The organism is Prauserella marina (assembly GCF_002240355.1).
Lineage (GTDB): Bacteria > Actinomycetota > Actinomycetes > Mycobacteriales > Pseudonocardiaceae > Prauserella_A > Prauserella_A marina.
On record NZ_CP016353.1, the window covers coordinates 6,587,854 to 6,605,305 of the forward strand.

Annotated in this window: 19 protein-coding genes; 11 read left to right on the plus strand and 8 right to left on the minus strand. The window is 67.2% G+C overall.

Annotated features, from left to right (window positions below):
- Nucleotides 1-38: 38 nt before the first annotated feature.
- The 3 genes from BAY61_RS30610 (at nt 39) to BAY61_RS30620 (ending at nt 2,038) form a co-directional block, all read left to right on the plus strand.
- Nucleotides 39-875: a sulfurtransferase gene (locus BAY61_RS30610; protein WP_091805747.1), complete on the plus strand. Its 837-nt coding sequence runs from the start codon at nt 39-41 to the stop codon at nt 873-875.
- Complete coding sequence (locus BAY61_RS30615; RefSeq protein ID WP_091805750.1) at nt 875-1,180, plus strand: DUF1416 domain-containing protein; 306 nt, start codon at nt 875-877, stop codon at nt 1,178-1,180. Before BAY61_RS30610 ends, BAY61_RS30615 begins: the two co-directional genes overlap by 1 nt.
- 240 nt (nt 1,181-1,420) lie before the next feature.
- Nucleotides 1,421-2,038, plus strand: a complete 618-nt coding sequence (locus BAY61_RS30620; protein ID WP_091805752.1) for a heme-binding beta-barrel domain-containing protein — start codon at nt 1,421-1,423, stop codon at nt 2,036-2,038.
- Between the two features lie 25 nt (nt 2,039-2,063).
- Here BAY61_RS30620 and BAY61_RS30625 read toward each other — a convergent pair whose 3' ends face one another.
- A complete protein-coding gene (locus BAY61_RS30625; RefSeq protein WP_091805755.1) occupies nt 2,064-2,912 on the minus strand; it encodes an aminodeoxychorismate lyase in 849 nt (282 codons plus the stop codon).
- A gap of 31 nt (nt 2,913-2,943) precedes the next feature.
- Here BAY61_RS30625 and ygfZ point away from each other — a divergent pair, with 31 nt between their 5' ends.
- From ygfZ to BAY61_RS30640, 3 genes are read left to right on the plus strand one after another with little or no spacing between them, the layout of a single operon-like run.
- Nucleotides 2,944-4,065 (plus strand): CAF17-like 4Fe-4S cluster assembly/insertion protein YgfZ, encoded by a 1,122-nt coding sequence (gene ygfZ / locus BAY61_RS30630; protein WP_091805758.1) that lies wholly within the window; start codon nt 2,944-2,946, stop codon nt 4,063-4,065.
- A 55-nt stretch (nt 4,066-4,120) separates the two neighbouring features.
- Nucleotides 4,121-4,711, plus strand: a complete 591-nt coding sequence (locus BAY61_RS30635) for an RsiG family protein (protein ID WP_091805761.1) — start codon at nt 4,121-4,123, stop codon at nt 4,709-4,711.
- Nucleotides 4,704-5,696: an asparaginase gene (locus BAY61_RS30640; protein ID WP_091805764.1), complete on the plus strand. Its 993-nt coding sequence runs from the start codon at nt 4,704-4,706 to the stop codon at nt 5,694-5,696. Before BAY61_RS30635 ends, BAY61_RS30640 begins: the two co-directional genes overlap by 8 nt.
- On the opposite strand, the gene BAY61_RS30645 is transcribed toward BAY61_RS30640, so the two are convergent.
- Nucleotides 5,693-6,598, minus strand: a complete 906-nt coding sequence (locus BAY61_RS30645) for a DUF8083 family protein (RefSeq protein WP_091805767.1) — start codon at nt 6,596-6,598, stop codon at nt 5,693-5,695. The two genes, BAY61_RS30640 and BAY61_RS30645, sit on opposite strands and share 4 nt — an antisense overlap.
- A gap of 208 nt (nt 6,599-6,806) precedes the next feature.
- On the opposite strand from BAY61_RS30645, the gene BAY61_RS30650 reads away from it, so the two are divergent.
- The 3 genes from BAY61_RS30650 (at nt 6,807) to BAY61_RS30660 (ending at nt 8,903) form a co-directional block, all read left to right on the plus strand.
- Entirely contained in the window at nt 6,807-6,992 is a 186-nt protein-coding gene (locus BAY61_RS30650) for a DUF3073 domain-containing protein (RefSeq protein ID WP_091805769.1), read from the plus strand.
- A 114-nt stretch (nt 6,993-7,106) separates the two neighbouring features.
- Nucleotides 7,107-7,967, plus strand: coding sequence for a 3-hydroxybutyryl-CoA dehydrogenase (locus BAY61_RS30655; protein WP_275935815.1), 861 nt, complete (start codon nt 7,107-7,109; stop codon nt 7,965-7,967).
- 48 nt (nt 7,968-8,015) lie between these two features.
- Nucleotides 8,016-8,903 (plus strand): Gfo/Idh/MocA family protein, encoded by an 888-nt coding sequence (locus tag BAY61_RS30660; protein WP_091805775.1) that lies wholly within the window; start codon nt 8,016-8,018, stop codon nt 8,901-8,903.
- Between the two features lie 3 nt (nt 8,904-8,906).
- On the opposite strand, the gene BAY61_RS30665 is transcribed toward BAY61_RS30660, so the two are convergent.
- Genes BAY61_RS30665 through BAY61_RS30675 form a run of 3 tightly spaced genes read right to left on the minus strand, consistent with a single transcriptional unit; the run spans nt 8,907 to nt 11,941 of the window.
- On the minus strand, nt 8,907-10,418 hold the full coding sequence (locus tag BAY61_RS30665) for a tripartite tricarboxylate transporter permease (RefSeq protein WP_091805778.1): 1,512 nt from the start codon (nt 10,416-10,418) through the stop codon (nt 8,907-8,909).
- Nucleotides 10,419-10,421: 3 nt separating this feature from the next.
- Entirely contained in the window at nt 10,422-10,958 is a 537-nt protein-coding gene (locus BAY61_RS30670) for a tripartite tricarboxylate transporter TctB family protein (protein WP_091805780.1), read from the minus strand.
- Nucleotides 10,955-11,941 carry a Bug family tripartite tricarboxylate transporter substrate binding protein gene (locus BAY61_RS30675; RefSeq protein ID WP_091806549.1) on the minus strand — a complete coding sequence of 329 codons (987 nt, stop codon included), beginning with the start codon at nt 11,939-11,941 and terminating at the stop codon, nt 10,955-10,957. The genes BAY61_RS30670 and BAY61_RS30675 overlap by 4 nt, the downstream gene beginning before the upstream one ends.
- A 140-nt stretch (nt 11,942-12,081) precedes the next feature.
- Here BAY61_RS30675 and BAY61_RS30680 point away from each other — a divergent pair, with 140 nt between their 5' ends.
- A complete protein-coding gene (locus BAY61_RS30680) occupies nt 12,082-13,668 on the plus strand; it encodes a sensor histidine kinase (protein WP_091806546.1) in 1,587 nt (528 codons plus the stop codon).
- A complete protein-coding gene (locus BAY61_RS30685; RefSeq protein ID WP_091805782.1) occupies nt 13,665-14,348 on the plus strand; it encodes a response regulator in 684 nt (227 codons plus the stop codon). Before BAY61_RS30680 ends, BAY61_RS30685 begins: the two co-directional genes overlap by 4 nt.
- A 16-nt stretch (nt 14,349-14,364) precedes the next feature.
- On the opposite strand, the gene arfB is transcribed toward BAY61_RS30685, so the two are convergent.
- Genes arfB through purF form a run of 3 tightly spaced genes read right to left on the minus strand, consistent with a single transcriptional unit; the run spans nt 14,365 to nt 17,424 of the window.
- A complete protein-coding gene (arfB, locus tag BAY61_RS30690) occupies nt 14,365-14,802 on the minus strand; it encodes an alternative ribosome rescue aminoacyl-tRNA hydrolase ArfB (RefSeq protein ID WP_091805785.1) in 438 nt (145 codons plus the stop codon).
- Nucleotides 14,783-15,853, minus strand: a complete 1,071-nt coding sequence (gene purM / locus BAY61_RS30695) for a phosphoribosylformylglycinamidine cyclo-ligase (RefSeq protein WP_091805788.1) — start codon at nt 15,851-15,853, stop codon at nt 14,783-14,785. Before purM ends, arfB begins: the two co-directional genes overlap by 20 nt.
- A 32-nt stretch (nt 15,854-15,885) precedes the next feature.
- Nucleotides 15,886-17,424, minus strand: coding sequence for an amidophosphoribosyltransferase (gene purF / locus BAY61_RS30700; protein WP_091805791.1), 1,539 nt, complete (start codon nt 17,422-17,424; stop codon nt 15,886-15,888).
- Nucleotides 17,425-17,452 lie beyond the last annotated feature (28 nt).

The window sequence follows — 17,452 nt, forward strand, 5'->3', positions numbered from 1 at the left end:
CGCCAACCCACGACAAACAAGAAAGTGAGTGCCTGTCAATGAGCCGCGAAGACGTCCTGGTCACTACCCAGTGGGCAGAGGAGAACCTGGACACCCCCGGCGTGGTGTTCGCCGAAGTCGACGAGGACACCACAGCCTACGACGGCGGGCACATCCGTGGCGCCGTGAAGATCGACTGGAAGACCGACCTACAGGACCCGGTTCGCCGTGACTTCGTCGACAAGGCCGGCTTCGAAGCGCTGCTGTCCGAGAAGGGCATCGGCAACGATGACCTCGTCGTCCTCTACGGCGGCAACAACAACTGGTTCGCCGCGTACGCGTACTGGTACTTCAAGCTCTACGGCCACGACAAGGTCAAGCTGCTCGACGGTGGCCGCAAGAAGTGGGAGCTGGACGGAAGGGAGCTGACCTCCGACGAGGTCAAGCGCGAGCGCACCAGCTACTCGGCCAAGGAGCAGGACCTCAACCTGCGGGCGTTCCGCGACGAGGTCGTCGACGCGATCAACACCAAGAACCTCGTCGACGTCAGGTCGCCCGACGAGTTCACCGGCAAGCTGCTCGCTCCGGCCCACCTTCCGCAGGAGTCGGCGCAGCGGGGCGGGCACATCCCGAGCGCGGTCAACGTGCCGTGGTCGAAGGCTGCCAACGAGGACGGCACCTTCAAGTCCGCTGAGGAGCTGACCGAGCTGTACCGGGAGGCAGGTCTCGACACGGAGAAGTCGACCATCGCCTACTGCCGCATCGGCGAGCGTTCCAGCCACACCTGGTTCGCCCTTCGTGAGCTGATCGGCCTCAGCGACGTCAAGAACTACGACGGGTCCTGGACGGAATACGGCTCGCTGGTCGGCGTGCCCATCGAGACGGGAGAGAAGTGATGAGCGACGGTTGCGGCGCCCCGGCGCAGACCGCGACGGCCTCGGACGAGGACACTGGCGGCCAGGTCGTCGTCGCGGGCACGGTCACGGGTGAAGCCGGTCCGGTCGGCGGCGCGTACGTCAGGCTGCTCAACGCCGACGGCGAGTTCGCCGGCGAGGTGCAGGCATCGCAGGAAGGCGACTTCCGGTTCTACGCCGCGCCTGGCGACTGGACGGTGCGGGCACTGCACCGCACCGGCAACGGACAGGCGGCGGTGACCGCCGAAGGTCCCGGCGTGCACAAGGTCGCCGTCGGCATCGGCTGACCGCGCGAAGACACAGGAAGCCACCCCCGGCGTGCCGGGGGTGGCTTCTTTCATATGCCCGGTTTGTCGTGACCGTTCTCACCCCTGCCGGGTCGCCCTCAGGCCCGGCCTCCCATGACGGGTTATCCTGCCTGCCGTGGAGATTCTCTTTACGACGCTGCTGGTGCTCGCCATCGTCGCCACCACCTGGTTCGGCGGCTATGTGATCTACCGGCTCTACTCCGACCAGCGCTGAGTTCCATGTCGGCAAGCGGCGACGAAGCCATCAGGATCGCTGAGGAACGCGCGGAAACCACGGCGAAGCGCAACATTCCCCAGCTCGACGACCTGCCCATTCCCGGAGACACGGCAAACCTGCGTGAGGGGCCCAACCTCAACGACGCCTGTCTCGCGCTGCTGCCGCTCGTCGGCGTGTGGCGCGGTGAGGGCGAGGTCAATTACCCGACCATCGACGGCCCCTACCGCTTCGCCCAGCAGCTCACGATCTCCCACGACGGCCGTCCGTTCCTCTTCCACGAAGCCCGTTCCTGGCTTCTCGACGAAGAGGGCAACGTGATCAGGCCCGCTGCCCGCGAAACCGGCTGGTGGCGGCCACAGGCCGACGACACGATCGAACTGCTGCTCGCCCATTCGAGCGGCATCCTCGAACTGTTCTACGGCAAGCCGAAGACGCAGTCCTCGTGGCAGCTCTCCACCGACGCGGTCGTTCGGACCTCGACGGCAAAAGAGGTGACCGCCGCTCAGCGCCTTTACGGCATCGTCGCGAACGGCGACCTCGGCTTCGTCGAGGAACGCGCCATGGTCGGCCAGCCCATGACCCCCCACACCTCCGCGCTCCTGCACCGAGTCATCGGCTAGGAATCAGTCGCGGCGGCGGCTTACGTCACTCGTACTGCGACTCGTAGATCCGCGCGAGTTCGGTGTGAATCTCAGTGGCATCGGGCAGCACGATGCCGTCCAGCGTGTGCACCCTCGTCACCTTGCGGACCGACGACGCGAGGAACAACCCGTCGGCCGAGGCCAGTTCGTCGGCCCTGAGCGGTTCGACCTTGGTCGTCCACCCCGCGCGCTCCGCCGCACGGAAGACGTCGCCCTGCGTCGTGCCCTTCAGAATGCCGATCGTCGGCGGTGGCGTGTAGAGCGTGCGGCCCCGCGCGATGATCACGTTGGAGGTCGGACCCTCCAGCACGGAGCCGTCGTTGGCGGTGAAGATGACATCAGAGGCTCCTCTCCTCGCCGCCTCACGCACCGCGGCCATGTTGAGGGCGTAGGAGAGGGTCTTGGCGCCGAGCAGCAGCCACGGCGCCCTGTCGACCAGGTCGCAATCGATACCCCTGTCGAGGGTGATGGCCGCGATGCCCTCGACCCTCGCGCGCTTCGCCTTCTCGTCCACCTCCATGCCCACCGCGAACGTGGTCGGCTTGCCTTCGGGATCGCCTTCGATGCCACGGGTCATCACCAGCTTGAGCGCGAACTCGTCGGACCCCTGCCAGTTGTCGATCACCGTGCGCACGACGCGTTCCCACGCGGGCCGGTCGGGTTCGGGCAGGTCGAGCAGTCGCGCGGAACGGGCGAGCCGATCCAGGTGCGGACCGAGTTCGCGGGGCCTGCCGTTGCTGATGAGGATCGTCTCGAAAACCCCGTCGCCACGCACGATGCCGAGGTCGTCGATGCGGATGTGGGCCTTGTCTGGGTCGGCAAGAGTGCCGTCGAGGAAAGCGAGCACGCGCATTCCCACACGGTACTCAACTAACCTCGATGTCATGGGTTACCAGTCACCTTTGCTCGAACTGCCCGGCGCGGTCGGCGCCCAGGAAGGCCACCCGGAGGCGGGGGTGCCGTGGCATTGGGGAGATCCGTTCGCCGAGCAGCGCACGGCCACCAGAGGAGTCGCCGTCGTCGACAGGTCGCACAGGGAGGTCATCACCGTCACCGGTGAAGAACGGCTGTCCTGGCTGCACCTCGTGATCTCGCAGCACGTGTCGGCGATGGAGGAAGGTACGGGCACCGAGGCGCTCGTGCTGGACAGTCAGGGCAGGATCGACGCGCACATGGTGCTTTCCTATGTCGATGGCACCGTCTTTCTCGACACCGATCCAGGGGCCAAGGCGACGAGCGCGTTCCCCAACGGCGGAAAGCAAACACTCTTCGAGTACTTCGAGGCGATGAAGTTCTGGTCCAAGGTGGACCTCAACGACGCCACGGCCGACTTCGCGATGCTGACCCTGCTCGGTCCCGACACCGACACGGTGCTGGACGTCGGGCTCCCTTCGCGGCCCTACTCCGTCGTCGCCCTGAAGGGCGGTGGCTTCGCGCGCAGGATGCCGTGGCCAGGTCAGTCCAGTGTGGACTTGATGGTGCCGAGAAAAGAACTGACCACATGGTGGAAACGCCTCACCGACGCGGGAGCACGGCCTGCTGGTTCGTGGGCTTTCGACGCGTTGCGGGTCGAATCGCTTCGCCCACGCCTCGGTATCGACACCGACGAACGCACGATTCCGCACGAGGTCAACTGGATCGGCTCGGCCGCGCATGTCGCGAAGGGCTGCTACCGAGGACAGGAGACGGTGGCAAAGGTGCACAACGTCGGAAGGCCGCCACGCAACATGGTGCTGCTGCATCTCGACGGGTCGCCCGAAATCTATCCCGAAACGGGTGATGCGGTGCGCCTTGGCGACAAGACGGTCGGCAGGGTCGGCAGTGTCGCCCAGCACCACGAACTGGGTCCCGTCGCGCTCGCGCTGGTCAAGCGGTCGACAAAGCCGGAAGCGGAACTGATCGCCGGCGAGGAGGACCGCGCGGTACAGGCCGCGATCGATCCCGATTCGGTTCCCGCCGAGCACGCCGCGCCAGGCAGAGAGGCTGTACAGCAGCTTCGCGGGTGAGATGATCGGCCCCCGCCCTAGTTCGCAAGACCGATGTAGAGCAGGATGAACCCCCGTGATCGAAGTCCGGCCCGGCGGACGCCGTCGCATCGACCGCGTCCTCGCCGCCGACTATGTCCAGAACCTGGACACGCTGCCGATGGCGGTGCTGCGCGAACGCAGGGACGAGGCCGCTCAGGAAGAGACCGACCTCTCGTACCTGCGGCGGCTGCTGCACGCGCGCATCGACATCGTGCGAGCGGAACAGCAGCGACGTATTTCGGGTGGCGACGTCAGCATCGTCGATCAACTGGCGACCATCCTCGCCGAGAACGCGATCGGCCCCGCGACGGGTTCCGGCAGGCACCAGACCCTCGAACCGTCACGGGCAGGCGAGTATCGCCGCAGGGCGGAAGCACTGGTCGGCAACGCCGACCTGTCCGACGTCGCTTCGCTGACAGAGGACAAGCTGACCGAAACGCTGGAGAGCTTCCACGAGCAGGAGACCTCTGTCTCCCAGCGTCGCAGGGAGGTACAGGGCGTGGTCGACACGATCAACGCGGAGATCGCCCGCCGCTACGCGCAGGGCAGTGCCTCCGTCGACGAACTGCTGGCGAGCCAGCGCGGCGACCCGGCAACCGAGACGCCAGAGGGCAAGGGTGCCTGACGGCGATCCGATACTCGTCGAGGTCGTTCGCTCGGGGTTCGTGGAGAGCGCTCACCACGGTGCCGTCGTTGTCGTCGGCTCTGAAGGCGAGGTTCGGTCGGCGATCGGCGATGTGGAGCGCCCCCGCTTCCCCCGTTCCGCGAACAAGCCGATGCAGGCGGCGGGGATGCTGGCCGAGGGACTTGCCGCCGACGAAGGCGACCTGTCCCTGACCTGCGCGTCCCATAACGGTGAGCAAGGCCACATCGAACGCGTACTGGCATTGCTGGCGAGCGCGGGGCTGCACGAGCGGGACCTCCGCTGCCCAGCCGACTACCCGCTGCACGAGCCGAGCAAATTCGAGGCGATCCGCGAGGGAATCGGACGAAGCAGGGCGGCGATGAACTGCTCCGGCAAGCACGCGGGCATGCTGCTCACCTGCGTCGAACGCGGCTGGCCTACGGAGAGCTACCTCGAAAGGGAGCATCCGCTCCAGCAGGCACTCGCCTCACGGGTCGCCGAGCTGACCGGCGAGCCGGTCGCCGCCACCGGGGTCGACGGTTGTGGCGCGCCGCTGTTCGGCTTCTCGCTCATCGGCCTCGCCCGCGCGTTCAGTGCGCTCGTCACCGCGAGGGAAGGGGAGCGGCGCAGGGTCGCCGACGCCATGCGAGCCCATCCGTGGCTGGTCGCGGGAACAGGCCGGATCGACACGCTGTTGATGACCTCGGTTCCCGGCTTGCTCTCGAAGGAAGGGGCGGAGGGCGTCGCGGCTTTCGCGCTCCCCGACGGCACCGCGCTCGCCTGCAAGGTCGGCGACGGGGCGGGTAGGGCGAAGGGGCCCGTGCTCGTCGCAGCACTGGCGGCGCTGGGCGCGCTGCCAGGAAACCCCGCGGCGGCCTCGGTGCTCACCGGCGTCGGCAGAGGCGCGGGCCTCGTGCTCGGCGGTGGCCGCGAAGCGGGAGAACTCAGGGTGACCGAAGCCTGCCGAGCCGCGCTGACCGGTTAGTTGAACCGTTCGCGGGCGGCGAGGTCGCCCCAGTAGTCGCGAAGAGTCTGGAAGAGGTCGGCGATTTCCTCGACAGCTCCGTTGCGTAGCGCGTCGAGGATGGAGTGCACCTCTTCCGCCGACGTGTCGCTCTCCAGAATCGGGTCGTCGACGAGCTGGACCAGGCCGCCGTAGTCGAGTTCGACGGCCGAGGCCGGATGGAAGTTGGACAACCAGCGGTTGGTCTCCTCAAGGATCTCCGTCGGCCCCGAGTCGCCGAAGGTTCCTCTCACCAGCTCCTCGGCGTCGGCGGCCCTGCTCAGGGCATCCGACATGGCCACCCGCCAGGACAGTTCGCGCGTGGGATCGTGCAGGCCGTCGCCCAGCACGAGCCTGCGCTCGTCGGGTTCGATGAGCGAGAACCACGGCAGTGGCACCGTCCACGTGGTCGACAGCATGTGCATGGTTCCGCTGTGCAGATCACGCAGAGCCGCGTTCGCCCTCGACTTCACGGCCTCCTCGGAAACCCCGTTGGCGTCGAGGACGGCGGCCCGCAGCGCGGGGTGAGCGTCACCGAGGAAGCCGACGAGCGCCGCGGCGGAGCGGACCCTCAGTTCGAGCGGGCACACGAGCGGGCCAGGGCCGACCTCGGCCCCGGTCTCGGTCGGTACGTCGGCGGGGTCGAGCACGAGTACGTCGGTCTGGGTGCTCGGCGCGGGATTGCCGTTGGCCAGCTCCGCGGGCAGCAACCGAACCGGTATTGAAATTTGTGACTTCAGCCACAAGAGATGTTCCCGCTCGCCCACACTGGCCCTGGTCAGCTTCGCCGCTTCGACGGCCTGAACAAGCTGCTCGGGAGGGGGGTCGCCGAAAGAGGAGAGGGGTTCGTACACCCTCAGATAGGCCACGAACGGACGGAGCACTCCTGAATCGTGGCACGTCGGACGACATCGGCGAGCACCGGCTGGTCCGACTGGCCCGCGAAAGGCGATACTGTCACCGTTCGCACACCGTGCCACGTCGCATCAGACCGACGTGACACGGTACGGTGTGTTCAGGAAATAGTTGTCGAGACGACGCGGGGCCGCCGATTCCCCCGGCCGCCCCGCCCCTGTGCAAGGGGGTCGAGCCATGGGGCGCGGCCGAGCTAAGGCCAAGCAGACGAAGGTGGCCCGGGAGCTCAAGTACAGCGTTCCCACCACGGATTTCGATGCCCTACAGCGTGAGCTGTCGGGCGGTTCCGAGGATGAGGACCGCAAGGACGACGAGCAACCAGAGGACCCGTACGACGACGGGTACGACGACCACCGTCGTTGAATCTCAACGCGTAGCGCGAGGGTGGGACCCGGCGAAAGCCGAGTCCCACCCTCGTGTTCCGCGCGCTGCCAAACGCGACTGACGACGCCGTCGGCCGCGGGACGAGGAGAGATGGTGCCTGACATTCAACGCGTCGGCGTTGTCGGAGCCGGCCTCATGGGTTCCGGTATCGCCGAGGTGCATGCCAGGGCTGGAATCGACGTGCTCGTCACGGAGGTCAGCCAGGCGGCACTCGACGCGGGCAAGGCCCGTATCGACAAATCGCTGCAACGCGGTGTGCGGAGCGGGAAGCTCGCCACGGAGGACGCGGAAGCGGCACTCGGCCGGATCACCTTCACCACGGACATCGGGGCCTTCGCCGACCGCGACCTCGTCGTCGAGGCCGTGCTCGAACAGGAGCAGGCCAAGGTCGATGTATTCAGCTCGCTCGACAAGGTCATCGAGCGGGACGACGCCATCCTCGCCTCGAACACCTCGTCCATCCCGATCATGAAACTCGGTATGGCGACCAGCCGCCCACAGCAGGTGGTCGGCATCCACTTTTTCAACCCGGTACCGGTGCTCCCGCTCGTCGAGCTCGTCCCCTCGCTGCTGACCAGCGACAAGACCATCGCCCGCGCCGACGCGCACGTGTCAGAGGCACTGGGCAAGACGGTGATCCGCTCGCAGGACAGGGCGGGCTTCATCGTCAACGCACTGCTCGTTCCCTACCTGTTGTCCGCGATCAGGATGTTCGAGTCGGGGTTCGCCTCGGCCGAGGACATCGACAACGGCATGGAGAAGGGCACCGCGCACCCGATGGGCCCGCTGCGGCTGGCCGACCTGATCGGGCTCGACACGGTCAAGGCCATCGCCGACTCGATGTACGCGGAATTCAAGGAACCGCTGTACTCGTCGCCGCCGCTGTTGCTGCGCATGGTCGACGCGGGCCTGCTCGGCAAGAAGACGGGCCGGGGCTTCTACAGCTACGAGTGAGCTGAGCCGGAGCACGCAGGGCGGCACGCGCGGCCCTAGGCTGCGGGCGTGGATACGCAGCTTCGAGTCGGCGTGGTCGGGGCGGGAACGTGGGCACGGCAAGTGCACGCGCCAGGCATCGCCGACCACCCAGGCACCATCTTGAGCGCCGTGTGGGCTCGGCGACCGGAAGCGGCTGCCGAACTGGCCGAGCAGCACTGTACGACCGCGTGCTCGACGTTCGACGACCTGCTCGGCGGGGTCGACGCCGTCGCCTTCGCCGTCCCGCCCGCCGTGCAGGCCGAACTCGCACCGCTCGCCGCGAAAGCGGGCAAGCACCTGATCCTGGAAAAGCCACTGGCAACAAGCGTTGAGCAGGCGGAACGACTCGCCCATGCCGTCGATGAGGCGGAAGTGGCCTCGCTCATCATGCTGACCCTGCGCTACACGATGCAGGCGAGGGAGTGGCTTGCCGGACTCGCCGAGGACGGCGGCTGGAAAGGCGGCAACGGGCGCTGGCTGTCCGGCGCCCTGCTCGGGGACCGGTACGGGAACTCGCCGTGGCGGCACGCGGAGGGAGCGCTCGCCGACATCGGCCCACATACGTTCGACCTGCTCGACGCCGCGCTCGGCGAGATCACCACGGTCTTGGCAGCCGAGCGCTCTTCCGACGACCTGTGGCATGTGCTCTTCGAGCACGATGGTGGCGCGACGAGCACGGCCGCGCTCTCGACTCGGCTGCCGATCACCCCGACGGCGGTCGAGTTCAGCGTCTACGGCGACGCCGGTCTTCGCACCCTGGTCAGGAAGCGGACGTCCGAGAGCGAGGCCTACACCGCGTTGCTCGACGACTTCGCCGCCATGATCGCGAGCGGCACCCGGCGGCACCCCTGCGATGTCCACCGAGGTGTTCATCTGCAACGGGTGCTCGCCGAGTGCCTGCGGCTCGCGGGCTGACGATCAGGCGTCGATCTTGTCCTGCTTGTCCTCGCGCCGACCGCCTGGCAGGACCTTGCGGACCAACGGCCAGGCGAGCAGCACCGCGATGATCACGTAGATCGTCACCGCGATCGGCGAGTTGATCAGCCCGGTCAGGTTGCCGTCACTGATCTGTAGTGCCCGCCGCATCTGCAACTCGGCGGCCGGGCCGAGGATCACGCCGATGATGGCGGGCAGCACCGGAAGGCCGTACCTGCGCATCGCGAAACCGAGCACACCGATGGCGAACAGGATGATCAGGTCGAGCACTTCTCCGCCGACCGCGTAGGCACCGACGCTGGCGAACAGCAGGATGCCCGCGTAGAGGTACGGTCTTGGGATGCGCAGCAGCTTCGCCCACACCGGAGCCATCGGCAGGTTGATCACCAGCAGGAAGAGCAACCCGATAGGCAGGCTCGCGATCAGCGCCCACACCAGCCCCGATTCCCTTTCGAACAGCAGCGGCCCCGGCTGGATGCCGTACTGCTGGAAGGCCGCGAGCATGACGGCGGCGACCGCTGTCGTCGGCAACCCGAGCGTCAGCATCGTCACCATCGTGCCCGCCGCCGTCGCCGTCGACGTCGCCTCCGGTCCCGCGACACCTTCGATGGCGCCCTTGCCCCACTGGTCCTTGCGTTTGGACAGCTTCTTCTCGGTGACGTAGGACAGAAAGGTCGTCATGTCGGCGCCACCGGCAGGGATCGCCCCGAACGGGAAGCCGATGAACGGGCCGCGCAGCCACGGCTTCCACGCCCTGCGCACGTCGTCGCGCCCGAGCCACGGCCTCCCGACGGGAATCGGTTTCTCCATCGTCTGCCGCAGGTGCGCGGCGACCCACAGCGATTCACCGACCGCGAACAACCCGACCGCGACGATCACGACGTCGATGCCGTCGGCCAGATGCAGTGAGCCGAACGTCAGCCGCGCCTGGCCGGTGAGCTGGTCGAGCCCGACGAGTCCGATCGTGAGACCGATCAACAGCGAGGCGAACCCACGTAGCCGCGAACTGCCGAGCACCGTCGAGGTCGCGACGAACGCGAGCACCATGAACGCGAAGTAATCGGGAGCCCCGATGTTGACCGCATAGCTCGCGATGACCGGTGCGAGCAGGATCAACAGGGTGATGCCGATGAGCCCGCCGATGAAGTGACCGATGGCCGCCGCGGCGAGTGCCTGCGCGCCCCTTCCCGCCTTCGCCATCTTGTTGCCCTCGATCGCGACGACGACAGCCGCGCTCTCACCGGGCGTGTTGAGCAGGATCGAGGTCGTCGATCCTCCGAACATGCCACCGAAGTAGATCCCGGCGAACATGATGAACGCGCCGGTGGGGTCGAGTCCGTAGGTGACGGGGAGCAGCAGAGCGACGGCCATCGCGGGGCCGATGCCGGGAAGGACCCCGATCGCCGTCCCCAGCAGTACGCCGATCGCGGCGAACAGCAAATGCGAAGGAGTCAGCGCGGTCGCGAATCCGTCGAGCAGGTTCGAGAGGTCCACGGCTCAGAACACCCCCATCAGCGGGCCGCCTGGCAGCGGGACACCGAGCAATTCGTTGAAGGCAAGCCAGGTGCCCACCGAGAGAACCGCCGCGATGAGCGGATCGCGCACGGTGTTGCGGCTGCCGAGCGCGTAGGCCGCGCCCCAGAACATGACCGCTGAGGAAATGGGAAAGCCGACGAAGTCGATCAACGCGGCGTTGGCGAGAAAAGCACCGGAGAGAACGAGTACGGTCCGCCAGTCGGCGGGCGTCGAGAGGTCGATGTCCTCTCCGCCCTCCGCCTGGGCCTTCCCTCCCCGCAGCACCTCGCGGGCGAGCAGCAACGCGACCAGCATCAGCAGCGAACCGACGAGAACGGGAACGGCCTTCGGTCCCAGCGGTCCACGCTGGGTGAAGTCACTCGGGATCGTCAGCGCGTTGGTGAGCACCAATACGCCGAGCGCGAGCAGGAAAACGCACACGCCCAGTTCGGAATGCGAGCGCCACCAGCTTGGCTTCGGCACTTCGGCTTGTTCGGCGACGGCAGATGGGGAACTCATGCCAGCCCCAACTCCCTCAGCACGCCTGCGACCCTGTCGTTCTCGGCGGCGAGAAACGCGCCGAACTCGTCGCCGACCTGGAAAGCGTCGCTCCAGCCGTTGAGCCGCAACGCTTCCTGCCACTGCTCGGTGCCGTGCAGGTTCGTGAACAACGTGATCAGCTTCTCGCGGTCGCGTTCGGACAGTCCTGGTGGAGCGACGATGCCCCGCCAGTTGGTGAAGCTGACGTCCACACCGGACTCCTGGAGAGTCGGCGCGTCGATGCCCTCCACGCGTTCCGGGCTGGTGACCGCGAGCGCCCTCAGTTCACCGGCTTCGATCTGGTCGCGGGTCTCCCCGATGCCGGAAACGCCGAAGGCGACCTTTCCGCCGAGCACGGAGGCCATCAGCTCACCGCCGCCGTCGAAGGACACGTAGTTGACCTCGCGCGGCGAGAGCCCGATGGCCTTGGCCGTGAGCATCGGCGCGAGATGGTCGGGACCGCCCGGCGAAGAGCCCCCGCCGACCGGAAGCCCGCCGGGGTTCGCCTTCCAGTCGTCGAGCAACTGCTCGATCGTCTGGTAAGGCGAGTCCTTGCTCACGACGATGATGTCGGCTTCCTCGGTGAGCTTCGCGATCGGCGTCGTGTCCTGGAGAGAAGCGGGAGAGGAGTTGGTGTACACCGAGCCGACGACGCCGAGTCCCATCGACATCGCGAGCTTGCCGTTTCCCCGCTCGTTGACGAGCCTGCCGAGACCGACCGTTCCTCCGGCTCCTGGAAGGTTGAAGACCTCGGTCGTTCCGTTGAGATTGTTGTCCTCGACGGCTTTCACCGCGGTACGAGCCGTGATGTCGTAGCCGCCGCCGGGCGTGTTGGGCACCATGACCCGCAGTCCACGGATCTGGGTGCCGGTCTCGTCACCTCCCGCTCCGACGAGCGGGGGCACGAGCAATACCAGCAGCGCCGCCCCGAGCACCGCCAGCCAGGTCTTTGGATTCTTCATCGCCACCTCACTGTGATCGGTGCACATGGTGCACCGCCGTGGCGCCGATGTCGTCGTTGCGGACGTATCGGTACTTGTGTTCTTTGTGGTCACGCCTTCGGCCGGCGGATCGGGCCTCGCCTGGTGTCATAGTGATGGCCGTGGGCGGCAAGGGATCACTGGCGAGACAGTTGCTCGGCTGGCAACTTGTCATCGTGTTCGCGCTGCTCGGCTGTGTCACCGGATTCTCGGTGATGCAGTCGAACAAGACGTTCACCGACAGCGAGGGACGCAAGCTGCTCTCGGTCGCCGAGAACGTGGCCGCGACGCCTGGGGTTCGGGTGAGCCTCGCGCACCCCGTCAACAGGGACCCGCTCGCGAGTTTCGCCGAGGGAGCACGCAGCCTCTCCGGCGCCGACTACGTGGTGATAGCCGATCCCTCGAAGCGAGTGCTCGCCTCGCAAGACCCCTCACAGTTGCGCACGACGCTGACACTGGGCGAGTCCACCGTCTCCCACGGCCGTTCCTGGGTGGGAGTTCTCGACGATTCGCTGGTGGCCCACGTCCCCGTTCTCGACGACGGCGGCGACGTACTCGGCATCGTGGCGGCGGGAAAGGCGACGCCGGGGTTCTTCGAGGGCGCGGCCAATCGGCCCTCCGACGCGCTCGCGCTGATCGGCATCGCCACCGTACTCGGCGTCGCGGGCTCGCTCTTCCTTTCCTGGCGGGTCAAACGGCAGACACTCGGACTCGAACCGAGAGAGATCACCGGGCTCGTCGAGCACAGGGAGGCGCTGCTTCACGGCATCAAGGAAGGAGTACTCGGCCTCGACCAGCACCACCGGATCACGCTCGTGAACGATCACGCGAGCGAACTGCTCGCACTCCCGGAGGACAGTGTCGGCACCGGGGTGGACGACCTCGACGTCAACGAGCGGCTACGCGACGTGCTGACCGGCAAGGCCAGCGGCGCGGACCAGATCGTGTTGCGCGCGGGAAGGGTCCTGGTCATGAACAGGATGCCGATCGCGAGGGAAGGCCGCGAGCTGGGCTCGGTGGTCACCCTGCGGGATCGCACCGAACTGATCGCGCTGAGGGAGGAACTCGCCGCGGCCTCGCGCACGACCGACACGCTGCGCGCGCAGGCACACGAGTTCACCAACCGGCTGCACACCATCGCCGGACTGATCGAACTCGGCGAATACGACGAGGCCCGCAGCTACGTCAACCTGGTGAGCAGGGCACACGACGAATGGCACGAGCAGGTCAGCGCGCGGATCAGCGATCCGGCCGTGGCCGCGCTGCTGATCGCGAAGGCGAGCCTCGCGGCCGAGCAGGGAGTCGGCATGCGGCTGACCGACGAGAGCACGCTCGGCGATGTCGCCGAGCAACTCTCGGCAGACCTGGTGACCGTCGTCGGCAACCTCGTCGACAACGCGCTCGACGCGCTACGAGGAGCGGACGGCGACAACTGGATCGAGGTGGGCATCGTCGCCGACGCGGCGGCAATTTCCGTCGTGGTCAGGGATTCCGGTCCCGGTGTCGCTCCCGAACTGGCGACGGAGGTGTTCGCGCACGGGTTCACGACGAAGACGGCCGAGCGAGGCGGTTCCCGAGGTCTTGGCCTCGCGTTGACAAGGCAGACGTGCCGTCGCAGAGGCGGTACCGTCGACGTGCACAACGCCGACGGCGCGGTGTTCACCGCGGTCTTGCCGATCGTGCCGGTACGCGCGAAGGTGTCGAGATGATCAGGGTGCTCGTCGTCGATGACGACTTCATGGTCGCGAAGGTCCACAGTGGCTACGTCGAGCGGACAGCGGGATTCACCGTCGTCGGCACGGCGCACACCGGAGCCGACGCGCTTCGCTGCGTTCGCGAACTCGCACCCGACCTCGTATTGCTCGACATCTATCTCCCGGACATCGACGGAATCTCCGTCTTGCGCGAACTACGCGCCGATCAATCCACAGTAGACACTGACGTCATCGTCATCACGGCCGCGAGAGACGCACATACGATCCGGGGCGCGATGCGTGGAGGCGCACTGCACTATCTGATCAAACCCTTCTCCTACGCGGCCCTTCGCGATCAGCTGGAACACGTCGGCTCGCTGCACGAGAAGCTGGCGCGGTTGTCGGCGGGCGGCGCACCCGCGCAGCAGGACGTCGACGACGTCTTCGCTTCCCGGCCACGCGGCACCGGTTCGCTGCCGAAAGGACTCACGCAGCAAACCGCGGACCTGGTGAGGGATGCGCTACGCGACCACCCCGACGGGCTCTCGGCGACGGAATGCGCGACGGTGACCGAACTGTCGAGGCCGAGCTCCCGCCGCTACCTCGAACACTTCGTCAGCACCGGAAGAGCGGAGGTCAAGCTCCGCTACGGCGGTACCGGCAGGCCGGAGCGGCAATACCACTGGCGGCAGTGAGCATCCGGGGAACGTGCTACTCGTCGGCGGGCCTGCCCCTGCGCTTCTTGACGTCTCCTCGGCGCTTCTTGCTCGCCAACCGCCGCTCCTGCGAACCCCTTGTCGGCTTTGTGGGCCTGCGTTTGCGGGGAGGCGGAGCGGCGGCATTCCGCAGGGTGGCGGCGAGCCGTTGCCTCGCCGCCTCCCTGTTCGCCAACTGCGCGCGATGTTCGCTCGCCGCGATGGTGAGCACTCCTGCGGTCAGCCTGCCCGCGAGCCTTGCGAGCAACCGGGGACGCAGGTCCTCGGGGACGGCGGGGGATCGGGCGACGTCGAAGGACAGTTCGACCCGCGACGACGTCGTGTTGACCCCCTGGCCTCCCGGGCCGGACGACCGCGAGAACCGTTCAGCCAGCTCGCCATCCGGGATGACGAACCGCGCGGTGATCCGGAGATCAGAACCTGGGGTGGTCACCGGTCAGCACGGCACGAGGGCCTTCCGTGTCCTCCGTCGGCCTGACCTCGCCGAGCACCCAGGCAGGCACGTGCCTGGCCGTCAGTACCGCGAGCGCCCGATCGACGTCTTCCGGTGAACAGATCGCGACCATGCCGACACCCATGTTGAAGGTGCGTTCCATCTCCTCGCGTTCGACGCGACCGCGCTGCGCGATGAGCGCGAACACCGCGGCGGGAGTCCAGGTGCTGCGTTCGAGGTGCGCGACGAGCCCCCTCGGCATGACCCGCGCGAGGTTTTCGGCGAGGCCACCACCCGTGACGTGGGCGAACGTCCTGACGTCGGCTTCGGCGGCAAGCGCGAGGCAGTCCTTCGCGTAGATGCTGGTCGGTTCGAGCATTTCCTCGCCGAGCGTGCGGCCGAACTCCTCGACGTGCCCTTCCAGCGGCATGCGGGCGATGTCGAGCAGCACCCGCCGCGCGAGCGAGAACCCGTTGGAGTGCAGACCACTCGAACCGAGCCCGAGCACGACGTCACCAGGCCGCACCTGTTCGGGCCCCAGCACGTCGGCGGCTTCGACGACGCCGATACCGGTCGCCGAGATGTCGTACTCGTGCTCGCCCATCATGCCGGGATGCTCGGCGGTTTCCCCACCGAGCAACGCGCAGCCCGCGCGCACGCAGCCTTCCGCGATGCCGGACACGATGGCGGCGACCTTTTCGGGAACGACCTTGCCGACCGCGATGTAGTCCTGGAGGAACAGCGGCTCCGCACCGGTCACCACGAGGTCGTCGACGACCATCGCGACCAGGTCGATGCCGACCGTGTCGTGCTTGTCCAACGCTTGGGCGACCGCGATTTTGGTGCCGACGCCGTCGGTCGACGACGCGAGCAACGGCTCCTTCCAGCGCCCCGGCTTCAGCGAGAAAAGCCCCGCGAACCCGCCGACGCCGCCGACCACCTCTGGTCGGGTCGCGCGGGCGGCATGTGGTTTGAGCAGCTCGACCGCCTTGTCACCGGCGTCGATGTCGACCCCGGCTGCGGCATACGTAGCGCTCGTGGACTCGCTCACGAAGCGGACTCCATCCTCAAGACGTGACACGGCTAAGGACGCCGTACGGCATCCTCGGCACCGTACCCCGCCGAGGTGACAGGGAGGGCGGCAGCAGTGGAGGCGTTACCTCCGGTGATGCTCTCCAGCAGGTGTTTTCCGATCAACGCTTCGTCGGGAAGCGCGATCGGATACTCGCCGTCGAAACACGCGGCGCACAGCCGGGAGCTCGGCTGTTCGGAAGCGGCGACGAGCCCTTCGAGCGAGACGTAGCCGAGCGAATCCGCTCCGATGGAATGGCGGATGCCGTCCACGTCGGCGCCGTTGGCGACAAGCTCTGCCCTCGACGCGAAATCGATCCCGTAGAAGCACGGCCAGCGCACGGGAGGCGACGCGATCCTGACGTGAACTTCGAGCGCGCCGGATTCGCGCAACATCCTGACGAGCGCCCGCTGGGTGTTGCCGCGCACGATCGAATCGTCGACGACGACGAGCCGCTTACCGCGAATGACCTCGCGCAACGGGTTGAGTTTGAGCCGGATTCCGAGTTGCCGGATGGTCTGCGAAGGCTGGATGAAGGTCCGCCCCACGTAACCGTTCTTCACGAGACCTGAGCCGTAAGGGATACCGGAGGCCTGCGCGTATCCGATGGCGGCGGGAGTTCCCGATTCGGGGACCGGGATGACGAGGTCGGCTTCGACGGGGTGTTCGTCGGCGAGCCGCCTGCCGATCTCGACCCTCGTCGCGTGCACGCTGCGGCCCGCGATGCTGGTGTCGGGACGCGCGAGGTAGACGTATTCGAAGATGCAGCCCTTCGGCTCAGGGTTCCCGAACCGGGAGGAACGCAGGCCGCCCTCGTCGATCGCGATGAGTTCACCAGGCTCGACCTCGCGCACGAAGGAAGCACCGACGATGTCGAGCGCCGCCGTCTCGCTCGCGACGACCCAGCCGCGTTCGAGCCTGCCGAGCACCAGCGGACGCACTCCGTGCCGGTCGCGAGCCGCGTACAGGGTGTTCTCGTCGGCGAAGGTGAGACAGAACGCGCCTTGGAAGGTCGGCAGCAGCTCCAGCGAGGCAGCCTCGATGCCCTTGTCGGCTGCCGCCGCCGCGAGCAGCCCGCAGATCAGATCCGAGTCGGTCGTCGCCCCGTTCTTGTCGAGGACGCCGAGCGCGCGGGCGCGTTCGTGCAGCTCGTGCGTATTGACGAGGTTTCCGTTGTGACCGAGGGAAAGCCCAGTTCCCGCGGCTGTGGTCCGGAAGGTGGGCTGGGCGTTCTCCCAGCTTCCCCCTCCCGTCGTCGAGTAGCGGCAGTGGCCGACGGCGATGTGTCCCTGCAACGAGGACAGCACCTGCTCGTCGAACACCTGGCTGACGAGGCCGAGGTCTTTGAAGACGACGATCTGTTTGCCGTCGGACACCGAGATTCCGGCGGCTTCCTGCCCACGGTGCTGTAGTGCGTACAGGCCGTAATAGGTCAGTTTCGCGACGTCTTCGCCGGGCGCCCATACACCGAATACTCCGCACTCCTCGCGCGGTTCGGCTTCCGGCTCATCGCCGATGGCTGCTCCGGTGGACGTCTGATCGGTGTGCACCGAGAGGCTCCCCTGAGTACGAGAACGG